The 12,455-nt window shown below is 56.5% G+C and carries 9 protein-coding genes and 1 pseudogene; 3 read left to right on the top strand and 7 right to left on the bottom strand.

Features of this window, described 5'->3' with window-relative positions; all coding sequences use genetic code 11:
- The gene (locus GVK95_RS03025; protein WP_159946422.1) at nucleotides 1–1,410 is read right to left on the bottom strand and encodes an MmgE/PrpD family protein; all 1,410 of its coding nucleotides are present in this window, start codon (nucleotides 1,408–1,410) and stop codon (nucleotides 1–3) included.
- A gap of 479 nt (nucleotides 1,411–1,889) precedes the next feature.
- On the opposite strand from GVK95_RS03025, the gene GVK95_RS03020 reads away from it, so the two are divergent.
- Together GVK95_RS03020 and GVK95_RS03010 are read left to right on the top strand one after the other, a co-directional pair.
- Nucleotides 1,890–3,125, top strand: coding sequence for a LysR family transcriptional regulator (locus GVK95_RS03020; protein WP_159946420.1), 1,236 nt, complete (start codon nucleotides 1,890–1,892; stop codon nucleotides 3,123–3,125).
- Nucleotides 3,126–3,815: 690 nt separating this feature from the next.
- Entirely contained in the window at nucleotides 3,816–4,247 is a 432-nt protein-coding gene (locus GVK95_RS03010; RefSeq protein ID WP_280178057.1) for a helix-turn-helix domain-containing protein, read from the top strand.
- Here the strand turns inward: GVK95_RS03010 and GVK95_RS03005 are convergent.
- From GVK95_RS03005 to GVK95_RS02990, 4 genes and pseudogenes are all read right to left on the bottom strand, one after another.
- Nucleotides 4,239–5,907: pseudogene (locus tag GVK95_RS03005) on the bottom strand (IS66 family transposase). The gene GVK95_RS03010 and the pseudogene GVK95_RS03005 overlap by 9 nt on opposite strands.
- Before the next feature lie 62 nt (nucleotides 5,908–5,969).
- Nucleotides 5,970–6,323 (bottom strand): IS66 family insertion sequence element accessory protein TnpB, encoded by a 354-nt coding sequence (gene tnpB, locus GVK95_RS03000; RefSeq protein ID WP_010975401.1) that lies wholly within the window; start codon nucleotides 6,321–6,323, stop codon nucleotides 5,970–5,972.
- Nucleotides 6,320–6,766, bottom strand: coding sequence for a transposase (locus GVK95_RS02995; RefSeq protein ID WP_159946414.1), 447 nt, complete (start codon nucleotides 6,764–6,766; stop codon nucleotides 6,320–6,322). Before GVK95_RS02995 ends, tnpB begins: the two co-directional genes overlap by 4 nt.
- A 200-nt stretch (nucleotides 6,767–6,966) precedes the next feature.
- Entirely contained in the window at nucleotides 6,967–9,183 is a 2,217-nt protein-coding gene (locus GVK95_RS02990; RefSeq protein ID WP_159946412.1) for a GGDEF and EAL domain-containing protein, read from the bottom strand.
- 438 nt (nucleotides 9,184–9,621) lie between these two features.
- Here GVK95_RS02990 and GVK95_RS02985 point away from each other — a divergent pair, with 438 nt between their 5' ends.
- Nucleotides 9,622–11,154 carry a Fic family protein gene (locus GVK95_RS02985; protein WP_159946410.1) on the top strand — a complete coding sequence of 511 codons (1,533 nt, stop codon included), beginning with the start codon at nucleotides 9,622–9,624 and terminating at the stop codon, nucleotides 11,152–11,154.
- A 183-nt stretch (nucleotides 11,155–11,337) separates the two neighbouring features.
- Here the strand turns inward: GVK95_RS02985 and GVK95_RS02980 are convergent, their stop codons facing one another.
- Nucleotides 11,338–11,628, bottom strand: a complete 291-nt coding sequence (locus GVK95_RS02980; RefSeq protein ID WP_159946408.1) for a hypothetical protein — start codon at nucleotides 11,626–11,628, stop codon at nucleotides 11,338–11,340.
- Nucleotides 11,625–12,299 (bottom strand): ParA family protein, encoded by a 675-nt coding sequence (locus tag GVK95_RS02975; protein WP_159946406.1) that lies wholly within the window; start codon nucleotides 12,297–12,299, stop codon nucleotides 11,625–11,627. Before GVK95_RS02975 ends, GVK95_RS02980 begins: the two co-directional genes overlap by 4 nt.
- Nucleotides 12,300–12,455: the final 156 nt, after the last annotated feature.

The following is a 12,455-nucleotide window of genomic DNA, read 5'->3' as shown; positions in this document are numbered from 1 at the left end:
TCAGGCAGTCAGAAGCGACATGGTCGGTGCGACGGTCGCCTTGTTGCGCAGATCAAGCAATTCCTCGATAATCCGGCACTGCCGTTCGCTCGTCAGGAGGTCTCCCGTTACCTCCTTGAATTTGTCCACGACCGGCGTGCGTGCGAGGCCCTTGTCGGGGAAAGAATGGCCCGGCGGATGGAGGCACTCGGTTTCGATTGTCTCCCCACCAGTCAGGTGAACACGGATCTGACAGGGCATCGCTTCTGGTGAACGCGCCCGCAGTTCCTCGGACACCGACAGCCGCACTTTGGCGGTCAGCGCTCGCGTTGCAGGCTGAGCCCAGCGTTCGTTCTCATACTGACGCTCAGTCAACTCGCCATCCATCAACACCACGGCCGGCAAGAACGTGAAGCTGTGGTCGGCCGTCTCGTGCGTCGAAGGCGTCAGACGTGGCTTCTCTGCCTGTTGTTTGCGGATGATCGGCAGGTCAGCCATGATCACGTCTATCGCCTCGATCTGATCTACGCGGCCCGCAAGTTCTCGATGCGCCTTAAGCGCTGCGATGACCGAGGCTTGGGCCGTGCCAATGCATGCGAAGGTCTTCACGTGCGACCGTAGAATGAACAGGTCGTCCACCGGGGCCCAAAGCCTCTCAAAGCCGAGCGCTGGATCAAAAACCTCCTGCATGCCCCAGCGATGATCGAGAACCTGTTGCGGTCCTGTCATGCCCTTTGCTGCAAGAAGAGTGAGTTGAACACCCTCGCGCGCAAGTAGCGCGCCCACCATGTTCTTCGCACCAGATAGCTCGCCATAGCGGACAATCGAGGGGGTGGCGCAGCGCGCAAACGCCAAAGCCAAGGCATTTGCTTGCTGTCCGTCGTCCAATCCCATGATGCGGCCTGCCATCGCGGCAGCCACCACACCCACAGCACTCGCTCCATCCCAGACGCTGTCCATCGGCATGAGGTCGCGCAGGCGGCGGAACAGCTCATATCCCATGATGATCGCAGTGAGGACATCGCGCCCCGCAGCGCCCTGCGCCTCACCTACGGCCAAGGCAGCCGCCAAAACGTCGCTGCAGTGTCCTCCGATATGCAGCTTGCCATCTTTCTGGATAAACTGGACATCGTTGAAGTCTTGCGAACGGACGAGTGCGCAATTCAGAAAGGTTGCATCCAGCACTGAGCCTCGGCTGGAATGCCCAATCAGAGTACAGACCGGTTTGCTGCCCAGTTCATCGATCATCCCCGCCACCCGACGCGGGGCTCCTGCATTTCGGGCTGAATAGGCACAGGCGACAGAATCAAGGGTGAGCAATTCGGCTTGCCGCAGGGCAAGATCGGCAACATAGGCCGGATCCGCCGCCAGCGTCCATTTCGCTAACCTTGTGATCGAAGTGTCCCGGATACTTGTGTTCATATCGCTCATCAGATTCCTTGCGGTCGTCTAAAGCCGGTGACCGGCAGTTTCGAGTGGTCGGAGAAGTCAGGCAATTCATTGTCCGGCTGCGATAGGAGGCAAACCGAGGCATAGAACCACAGTCCGGCTCGCCTGCAAGCGACCGGGTTCAATCCTACAGGGCGAAACAGCAAAGCCGCTTCCAGTCCTGACTTAGTCTATTGGACACTCCTCCTGCCGAACTCCCCATCCGGCACGATACAGTCAGCCCTCAAAGGGCGGTAGTTTCAAATTAGAACTGCGTTACGCAGCATAAGAAAATGGGATTCAGCACATTCGAAAGCTGATCCTCGCCATTGCATTCACCAAGTGACGGCAGGTGATCGAGATCAGCTATAATATTGAAAAATATTAATAAAATTAGGAAATACATCACCAAATTCAATCTCAAAACGATTGTCGGCGGCCGGATCTTGACGCACCAGCCATAATGTAGGCTGAATAAATCCATGTCGACGATCGCCTCAGAACCAAACATGACGGGTGACAACACGCCGCTTCCGAACCTTCGCCATCTGAGGGCGGTGGAGGCCGTGGGCCGACACGCCAGTATCGGAAAGGCAGCACTGGAACTGCGTCTTTCGCAACCAGCCGTCACTCAGGCCGTAGCCAAGGTAGAAGCCTCGCTCGGGCGCAACCTTTTCGAACGACACCAGAAGGGTACTTATTTAGCCCGCGCGGGAGAGGTCTATCTCAATCGCGTGCGACGCTTCATCGACCAGTGCGATGCAGCCTTTATCTCGGTTACCAACGGAGAACCGGGACGGGCACGTTACCTTACCAGCGTGCAGGTCCGAGGCCTGATCGCCATATCCGTCAGCACCACCTTTTCCCAGGCAGCTCATATCAGCGGCATATCGACCTCGTCCCTTCATCGAACAGTCCGCGATCTTGAGGCACTGGTGGGACAACCACTCTACACGAGTTCTCCCGCTGGCCTGCGGATGACTGATACAGGTGCCAACCTCGCCCGCAAGCTTGCTCTAGCGCTGCGCGAGATGGATGCCGCGTTGGACGAAATCAGTTCACTCGATGGACTTGAAGAGGGAAAAGTCCTAATTGGCGCGCTCCCCATGTCGGGAGCCTATCTGATCGGGGCGGCCATTGCGCGCTTGACCGAACGCTTTCCGAAAGCGCGGGTCGTCGTGACGAACGCCCCCTATGGGATACTCTTCAACAGCCTTCGCAATGGCGGGATCGACATGATCTTCGGCGTTTTGCGCCGGCCGGACTGGGAAATGGAAATCACGGAAGTTCCACTGTTCACCGATCCCTACTGTATCGTGGCTCGATCGGGGCATCCCCTCGCACGACGAAGCGAAATCACGCAATCTGATCTCCTCAGCCACGACTGGATTGCACCGGGTCAAGGCACGCCGCGGCGAAGGGAATACGATGCGTTGTTCGAGGGGCAAAACCGGCAACCGAACATGTTAATCGAAACGAGTTCGATGTCGACCATCCGGGCAATCTTGGCATGCAGCAACCGGCTGGCGCTGGTCAGTCGTCACGAGATCGAGATGGACGAACAGCTAGATCTGCTGGCTGTCCTACCATGGGCGCCAAGCTTTCCTCCGGCAACAAAGGGTATCTCCATCCGGTCGAACTGGCTGCCGACGCCCATTCAACGTCAGTTCGTCAGCATATTAAAAGAAAGCGTGCAGGCACTCGACAAGGATCCATAGTCGCTTCTCTGCTCGCCCCTGATGGCGGCAAGTCCCACCTTCGCCTTGAAAGCCGGGCTATGATTCCGGCGCGGTCGTCTCGTGATGATAGCACCTGTTCCCGGCATCTAAGCCGAAGTCAGGCAGAAATTCCACTTATCCCCGCTGCGCAAATTTACCGAGCCAACTCTTTGTCCAAAATGTTCGATCGCCAAATGCGCCAAGCGATTAATCTGGCTGACGCGACCGAGATGATCAAGGCCGCTCAGGCAACGGGCTCCAACACAAGTCCATGACCTATTCCTGATGACCTTAAGCGTCGTCCCTACTCGTTAATCGGTTGGGAAAGTCTACCAGCCCTTCCGGCATAGGGCTCTCAGACGAACGGTAGAGACTTCTGGCACGCAACATTGTTGACCCCAAACTTACAAAGCATTGATTTCGTCGAGGCTTAGAATGGTGCCCGGAGGCGGATTTGAACCACCGACACGCGGATTTTCAATCCAACTTTGTTGTCGAGAATTTGGTAGTTTACCTCGAAAGCCGCGTCAAACGTCTGATTGAATTTCAAGGGCTTAGGTCAGAAACGTCAAACCTAGTTCATGAGATCCGCGATCCCTTCTCCGTAACGGGCCAAGGAGCGGTTGGCAAGGCTCAGCCCGCGTGCCTGCAGGCGAACGCCCGTCACCTTGCAGGTGACGGGAGGTACGCATGAGCGGCACGAGACCATTTCGGGATGTAAAGCTTCAATGGCTTCAGCAGCTCAGCTGCGACAAGAATCTGAGCGACAATGCGCGATCCGTGGCGCTCTACATCGTCACCACGCATTTGAACGGCCACACCGAGAAGGCGTGGCCGTCCTATCAAACGATTGCCGACGCGACCGGCAAGAGCGTCAAGACCATTCAGCGCGCCGTCCGGGAACTTGAGGTAAGCGGATGGTTCGAGGTCGAGCGCGGAAATGGCGTCGGGCACAACACGGAATATCGTCCCTCAGCGTCATCGACTTTACGCGCATCGCAGGCCCGCGAAAAGACGTATGCGACGTCCATGCCCCATAGATTTTTCGGTTGCAGCGATCTGAGGTTGATCTACGGGCCGTCAAATGAGCTCACCGAAGAGTATCTGACGAGCTCATTGTGAGGCTCTGATGCGCGCTGCATATGCCCATGGCATCAGGGCATCAGGGCATCAGGGCATCGATGTCTTTGGCGAGGTGGCCGTTTGCAAGGCGGGTGAAGAGGTCGCACAGATAGGCGTAGGGCTCAACGCCATTCATTTTACAAGTGCCGATCAGGCTGGCAAACCGGGCCCAGTTCCGCCCCCCTTCATCATGGCCCGCAAAGAGCGCGTTGCGGCGGTTCATGGCCGGGCGACGGATGGCGTTTTCCACCAGGTTGGAATCGATATCGACGCAGCCGTCATCAAGGAACAGCCGAAAGCCATCCTGTCGTTTCAGCATATAGGCCAGGGCAATGCCGAGATCGGATTTGCGTGAGACACGCACAGCCTGAGCCGCGAGCCAGGTGAAGAACTCGTCCACCAGCGGGAGGGACAGGTCCTGTCGAACGGCCCGGCGATGTTCGGGGTCTGAGCCTCGGATACTGTCTTCGATCTTGTATAGCGCGGCGATGCGAATGAGCGCCTCGTCGACGATGGGTGATCCGCTCTTTGGCGTGGCCTTGATCAGCTTTCTGCGCCCATGTGCCCAACAGAAAGCCAGCTTCAAGGGAACGCCACCCATCCGGTCCGACGTGGCGAGGTGCGAATAGCCACCGTAGGCATCCACCTGGATTGTCCCGTTGAACCCGTCGAGGATTTCAGCGGCATATTCGCCTTTACGCCCGGGCCGGTAATGGAACACCACGCCCGGCGGCGCGGAGCCATTCCAGCCGCGGTCGTCACGCAACACGGCCCAGAGATAACCGGTCTTTGTCTTACCTCGCCCCGGATCAAGAACCGGAGCTGTTGTCTCGTCGACATAGAGCCGCGTGCTTTCCCACAGCAGCCGTTTGGCCATGTGGTCGACCACCGGTGCGATTTCGCTGCCCGTGCGCCCCATCCAATCGGCCAGCACCGTGCGGTCGATCGGCACCCCGTGTCGCGCCATGACTTCAGCCTGCCGGTTCAGCGGCAGATGTTCGGAATGCTTGGAGACGGCAATCTCCGCCAGTAGGGCTTCAGTCGGCCAGCTTCCTTCCAGGAGGTGCGCCGGCGTTCTGGCCTGGACGACGCCCGTTCGACCCTTGGGACATGCGTATTTCGGGCGGATCGTGACGATCACCTCGTAGCGCGCCGGGACCCGGTCGAGCCGTTCCGTCCGGTCCTCGCCGATCCGGACCATGTTGCCGCAACCGCAGGGACAAGCGATGCTCTCGGGCTCGATCACGCGCTCGACCCGCGGCAGGTGTTCGGGCAGTGCACGGGCCTTCCGCTCCTTGCGAGGAGCGGTCTTTTCCGGATCGGATGTACTGGCTTCGATCTTTTTCTCGACGGCGGCGATCCGCGCCTGTGTTTCGGCGATCGCCGTTTCAAGGTCTTCCAGCGCCAGTTCCATCTGCGCCGGATCTAGCTTTTCCGATTTCGGCCCGAACTTCGTGCGCCGATAGTCGTGAACCTGCCCCTCAAGCTTCTCGATCAGTTCCTTCAACTCAAAGATGAACGCGTCCTTTTCGGCCACCACAGCCTGCTCATGCTGACGTGCAGCACGCTCGACTGACAGCTCGAACTGCATCGCCGCAAAGGCTTTGACAACCTCTGGCGGAAGGTCCGGAAACAGGCTGAGATCAAGGGGCGATGACATGCGCCCTTATAGCAAGGCAGCACGAAAAAGCCAAATAAAACAATGTAAAGACAGCCGGATATTCACCCTGCCGCCGATGGCGCAGTCACCCGTTGCGCCATGACCCGTCGCCAGTCAAGACCCTCGAACAAAGCCTCGTATTGACCCCTGGAAAGACGCATCGTCCCATCCTGCACCTTGGGCCAGGCAAAGCTTCCATGTTCAAGAATTTTGTAAGTTAGCACCATTCCTGTGCCATCCCACACCAGGATCTTCAGACGATCCCCGCGCTTCGACCGGAAGATCACCGTCACCCCGGAATGCGGATCAAGCTTCAATTCGGTTTGAACCATCAAAGCCAGCGCCTGATGCCCGCAGCGGAAGTCCACCGGCCGCGTCGCGATCAGGATCGGCAGTCGTTGGCCAGCGACGATCATGCCGTCCCTCGCATCGCTCGCACCACAGCCGCCACACGTTCAACCGGCACGTCACCGGGAACCCGTATCACAACGTCCGGGCCGATCTCCAGCGTCAAGACCGCGCAAACCGCCTCCGGCAGTTTCGGCGGCGCTAAAACACCCACAGCCTCGCTCGGCTCCGCTGTGATCGCCAAAGGCACAAATGCAGGCTCGGCATCCCCGTTCTCCGAAGGGCCCGGCATAGCCTCAAAAGGCAGGGCCAAAACCCCATCTCGTGCTTGTCGCCGCCAACTGGAAAGTTGGTTTGCTATAACGTCATGACGACGGGCAACATCAACAACACGAACACCGGGCTGAAAGCTTTCCGCTACAATCCGAGCCTTAACGTCATCCGGCCAACGCCGATTTCCCCGGCGCGGCTCGACAACTTCGTAGCGACCCACAAATCCATCTTCTGCCATGCAAATCTCCAGTTAGTCCTGGAAACCTTCTCGCACACGCAGCAAGCCTCAAAATATAGCCAATCCAATGGGGCGGAGACGGCGCTTACGTTGAGGCTCAGGTCGATCGCATCGGTGCTGCAACCGGTAGCGCACAACGCGATTGCTAAATCAGGTGCATTCCATATATTTCCGGTTGCAACGATCGGGCTAGAACTGAACTAATATTGGTTGTCCAGAAGCGCATCAATTGTGAGATCACAGACGGGACGGCTGTAGAAATAGCCTTGCCCGTGTTCGCATCCCGCCAGATGTAAGAACCGCGCCTGCTCGATGGTCTCAACGCCCTCCGCCACTACTTGAAGCTTGAGGCTTCGCGCCAGGGTTAAGATAGCGGTGACAATTGCACAGTCTTGTTCATCGTCTGGTGTATTCGTGATAAACGATCTATCGATTTTAAGACGGGAGAACGGGAGCTTTTTCAGCATATTCAAGCACGAGTAACCTGTTCCGAAATCGTCAATTGCGAAATTGACTCCCATATCGGTCAGATCTTTCATTATGCCCGCGGCCGAACCGATATCACGCATGATTGAGCTTTCGGTAATCTCGATTTCGAGGAGTGACGGGTCCAGACAGCTTTCACTGAGCGCAGCTTTCACATGATCAATCACACCAGCATTTTGAAACTGCTTTGGCGACATGTTGACGCTCACCGGGACGCGCCGTCGGCCATTCATGTTCCATTTTTTAGCTTGGTGACAGGCTTTCCTGAGGACTACTTCTCCCAGCTCGACGATGACGCCCGTTTCTTCCGCGAGACAGATGAACTCGGATGGAGGCAATATGCCTTCCAATGGATGTTTCCATCTGACGAGCGCTTCAACGCCTGACACAAGACCAGTTGTCAATTCTATTTGTGGCTGAAAATGAAGCACAAACTCATCGTTTTGAATCGCCTTGCGCAGTTCTTCGGCGCGAAGAAATTTCCGCCGTGCGCTATCGAGGAGTTCCTCCGAAAATGTTTCAACTGCGTTTCGACCATTTTCCTTGGCTTTATACATCGCAAGATCGGCGGCCTTGAAAAGGTCGGACGCAATTAGACCGTGCGAGGGGTAGTAGGCAGCGCCAATGCTACAACTGACCTTGAAATCCATACCCTGTATTGTCAAAGGTTGCGCAACTGTCGCTCTGATGCGCTGAAGTCGATCATCAAAGCTTTGATTGTGTTCGTGCAAGACAAGAACAAACTCATCGCCGCCGATTCGAGCAACAATGTCATGCCCTGTGGTGAGGCGGGAAAGCCTTCCTGCTACTTCCTTCAGGAGTTCATCGCCAACGGCGTGTCCGAAAGTGTCATTGATCTGTTTGAAATTATCCAAATCAAGAAAGCCGACTGTCACCTTTTGTGACAAAAGTTCAGCAGACTTGAGAATTCCTGGAAGTCTTGCTTCGAGGGATATGCGGTTCTCCAAGCCTGTTAGCGCATCGTGAACAACGAGAAAGCGTATTTGTTCTTCTGCCTGCCTGCGGTCGATAGCGATCCCGGCCATACGGCTCGCTCCCGCCAAAAACTCGCTCAGACTTCGGTTGAGATTGTTTTTCGTCGACGATATGCCAATCAAGCCATGATTGGTTCCGTTTGCTGAAGGAATTTCAAAGCATAAAAAACCATTATTCTCAAAAGCAAGTCGAGCCATCGCCTCACGGTTCGGCCTTGAAGACAACGAAGGTAGAGCTTCGAAAAGCGGCGTTTGCAGATTGGGCGCGCTTGGAGCCTTGAAGGTCTGAATGTCATCCTCCGGGGGAAAGAGGACCGCTGCGCATCTGATGCCTTCGGCAAGTTCTTCAATCAGTTCAGCCAACGTGTCCATAAACTCTGGAACAGCGACCGAGCCAACAATCATTTCAAGTATGCGGTTTTGCGCTCGCATCAGGCGTTCTGAGGCCTTGTGAGCCGAGATGTCGCGCGAAGACCCGACAATGCCGATGATTGCGCCGCTGCTATCTCTAAGAGGCACCCGTGACATCATCAGCCAACGGTCGCCGCCCCCGCGCATGGCGCGCTCCTCGTATCCTAGATCTGGCTCGCCTGTTTCCATGACGCGCTGTTCTATCTCGGATATGCGCGCATCGGTGGCGGCTTCTCCATGAAGATCAAAGTCTGTCAGTCCAATAATATCATCTACGCTTGATAGATCGTTGCCTTCGATAATGGCTCGATTTGCATAGAGAAATCGACCATCGCGATCTTTTGCATACATGAAATCCGGAACGTGGTTCACCATAGCCTCGAGCCACAACGCACGCCCTGCGATGTTCGGATCTGCTACACGCAAGCGGGAGGCCGCTTCGAGAAGAACGCTGGTATCGAGTGAAATGTCTTCGTCCCCTTGAGGGGCAACGAGGTGCTCACCCGAAACGGCTATGTTTTTCATCGTTCAGTTACTCCAGCACAGTCGAACGCATTGTCGTCATTATTGGTTATGTTAGGATGAACTTCGTTTTCCGAATGGCCTGGAATGTGCCGGGATCACCCTTGGCATCCCTCCACGGGCGTCCTACGCGTGAAATTCAACATCAGTTGGAGATCATTTGGCGACGACCCGGAAGCTCAGAGGACACTGGCAGGCGGAGATGCGTCGTCTCGGTATGCGATGAGCGCCGAGAAGTCGTTCGGCGTGATTATGCGCCTGACTTCGGTGTTTGACGCGCGTCAACATTGACGCATCATCACGAAGCCCTCTCATGGAGCACTTCGCCTAGCTCAGTGAATATAATTCACAAAATTTATAATCGGTGATAGGTTTTCGCTGACGGTGATGGATTCTCACGAAGGGGCCTGCGCCAAGTGATCCAGTTTCGCGGGACAACAGATGGGTGAATGGCCTACGCAGAGTGTGAATGACTTTCACGGGCGCCCCTTGCCTGAGCGCGGCGAACCGGCGGGTTATGCTGCCATCATCGCGGCCTACGACCTGATCTTGCCCGCACCATCCCGAATGGCCGCGATTGCGGAGCGGCACCACCCGGCCTCAACAGAGGCGTGGCTGATGCAAACGCCGCGCTATCGCCCGGAACCGGCACTTGGCTCACATCTGGTTTTCGCTTTCAGATACGAAGGCATTGACCTTCAGGTCTTGTCCGCTCTCTTCAAAACCGTTGGCCCTGAAGAGATCGAGGCCATCATACGCCTGACCCCGACCGGTGCCTTTGCCCGCCGCCTCTGGTTCCTATACGAATGGCTGACAGGCCGACAGCTCAACCTTCCCGATCCTGGCAAAGTGAGAATGGTGCCGGTCATCGACCGGGACCAGCAATATGGTCTCACCGAAGGTGATCCGTCACCTCGACACAAGGTATTGAATAACCTTCCCGGCACACCTGCATTTTGCCCGCTAGTGCGGAAAACAGCAGATCTCGCCGCGTTCTCGCAACAGGCACTTGGGGCGCGGGCGCGCGAGGCGATGGGACGCGTTCGTCCGGACCTGGTCGCGCGCGCTGCTGCATTTATCCTGCTCAACGACTCAAAATCCTCGTTTGCCATAGAAGGGGAACGACCGTCCGGGCAAAGAGCGACGCGTTGGGGCCAGGCCATATCGCAGGCGGGTGTCCGACCGCTCAGTCTCGAAGAGCTCGACCGTCTTCAACGGATCGTCATCGGGGACGACCGCTTCGTGCGCCTCGGTCTTCGTGATGAGGGTGGGTTCGTCGGCGTCCATGACCGCGACACCAACATGCCTATTCCCGATCACGTCAGCGCCCGACACGAGGATCTTGATAGCCTGGTCGGCGGATTGATTGCGTTTTCCGAGCGCGCGACGCGCGGAACGATGGATCCGGTGGTGGCCGCAGCCTGCCTGGCATTTGGGTTTGTTTACATCCACCCGTATGTGGATGGGAATGGCCGCCTACACCGCTGGTTAATCCACCACGCGCTTGCCGCCGCATCCTACAGCCCACCAGGTCTAGTTTTCCCCGTCAGCGCAGTCATTCTGCGGAACATCGAACGTTACAGAGCCGTCCTGGAATCGTGGTCGGCGCCCCTCCTGCCGTTCATTGAATGGCGTCCGACGGCTGCTGGCAACGTTGAGGTCCTCAACGACACAGCGCCATTCTACCGATACTTCGATGCCACGGCACATGCGGCCTTTCTCTACGAATGCGTCGAACAGACTGTGAATCACGACCTGCCGCAAGAAGTTCGCTTCCTGCAAGCTTTTGATCTCTTCGCCGCCGGGCTTCAGGAGATCATCGATATGCCCATGGCCCAAGCCGAATTGCTGCACAAGTTTCTCAACCAGAATAACGGTCGCCTCTCACAGAGGGCGCGCACAAAAGAGTTTGCCGCTCTACACGATACCGAGGTCAAGCAGATCGAGACGCTCTACGCTAACTCATTCGAGTAAAACGGTCGGTGATGCCGGCGGCACATCACAATTAGATCTGCCGGAGAGCGTATTTAGGTCGACGTCGCTAATGTAAAAGAACGGTTCACCATACGTGCAGGATAATGTAGATTTTCAACGCATCTGCGTTAATGTGCGTCAACGTTGACGCACTATCATTGTTTCAGGATTGAGTTGACGACACTAAACACCCGCGCGATCCATCAGCTCCTTGAGAGCTTCGGGATAGGACATACGGTTTCGCTCGCAGAAGACCAGAAACCGGTTGAAAGTGGTGACCGGCGGCCGAATGTTGAGGTTTGCGGATGGCTCCGACGGCTTGCGGCGTGTCAGCTTCTGGACTGGCTCTCTGGCAACAAATCCATGCCGCTGACCGACCTCATCGATCTTCGCATCTGAAATCTTGGCCGGATCCTCACTGTCAGGGGAGATGTTGGCGAGCTTGCCGCCAAAGCCGAGGTTCTTTCCACTCATGCCGCTGCCCTCGTATCGATGACAAGATTGACCAATTCCTCGGCTAGCCGGAACGCGTTATCCCGAGCTGCCGGCAAACCATTGACGTCGCCAGGGTCAAGCTCATTCAGATCACGCTGATAGAAGAACATAGCCTTATACGCAGAGCGCTCGTTCAGATGATTGTGAAACATTGGCACGTCGCTGGCAGTCAGCTGGGAGGTGATTTGACGTTCCAGCTTCGTCGCAATCGCAGGCGACGTCCGCGTAAAAAGGATTCGATATGGAATCGTCTTTTCGAACGCCTGCTCTTCCTCCTGAATGAGATGGATTGCGCGCGCGGCTAGTTCTGCGTCTGGCGGGCTGGCCTGGATGGGAATGACCACGAGCTGCGCCCGGGCAAGGGCGCGTGACATCAGCCGGCTGGCGGTTCCTTCCAGATCGACAAAGACGAACTGAAACTTCTTGCGGTATTCGTCGAGCTTGCTCGTGATCGAGCTTTCGTTGATCCCCCCATCCACAATGACCGGGTTCTTGGAGTCCCCCGCCCTCCAGCCCTCGATCGCTCTGTTTGGGTCGCAATCAAGGATGACGACGCTTGCGCCCTGCTGCGCCAGGGAGGTGGCAAGCACCAGCGTTGCTGTCGACTTCCCTGCCCCGCCCTTTGGGTTTGCTACGGTGATGACTGGCATGTTCGATCTCTTGCATGGAGTTGACTAAAACGCATCATGACGCGTCAACAATCGTTAACATTCATTATAGCGCATCACAATGCGTCTGCATCAACGTGCGTCATTTATAACGCATATTTCTGCGATTGGCGTGCAACTGCCTCGGCGTCACTGGAT

This window comes from Rhizobium sp. 18065, assembly GCF_902706095.1.
In the GTDB taxonomy this organism is placed as follows: domain Bacteria; phylum Pseudomonadota; class Alphaproteobacteria; order Rhizobiales; family Rhizobiaceae; genus Allorhizobium.
Note: the sequence above shows the minus strand (reverse complement) of the source record. Positions and strands in the feature narration are given on the sequence as shown.

Coding starts and splice junctions, on each gene's coding strand:
- GVK95_RS02980 (WP_159946408.1), bottom strand. CDS start 11,628: ATGAGTGGAAAGAACCTCGGCTTTGGCGGCAAGCTCGCCAACATCTCC.
- tnpB (WP_010975401.1), bottom strand. CDS start 6,323: ATGATCGTCGCTGGCCAACGACTGCCGATCCTGATCGCGACGCGGCCG.
- GVK95_RS03020 (WP_159946420.1), top strand. CDS start 1,890: ATGTCGACGATCGCCTCAGAACCAAACATGACGGGTGACAACACGCCG.
- GVK95_RS02990 (WP_159946412.1), bottom strand. CDS start 9,183: ATGAAAAACATAGCCGTTTCGGGTGAGCACCTCGTTGCCCCTCAAGGG.
- GVK95_RS02995 (WP_159946414.1), bottom strand. CDS start 6,766: ATGGCAGAAGATGGATTTGTGGGTCGCTACGAAGTTGTCGAGCCGCGC.
- GVK95_RS03025 (WP_159946422.1), bottom strand. CDS start 1,410: ATGAGCGATATGAACACAAGTATCCGGGACACTTCGATCACAAGGTTA.
- GVK95_RS02975 (WP_159946406.1), bottom strand. CDS start 12,299: ATGCCAGTCATCACCGTAGCAAACCCAAAGGGCGGGGCAGGGAAGTCG.
- GVK95_RS03010 (WP_280178057.1), top strand. CDS start 3,816: ATGAGCGGCACGAGACCATTTCGGGATGTAAAGCTTCAATGGCTTCAG.
- GVK95_RS02985 (WP_159946410.1), top strand. CDS start 9,622: ATGGGTGAATGGCCTACGCAGAGTGTGAATGACTTTCACGGGCGCCCC.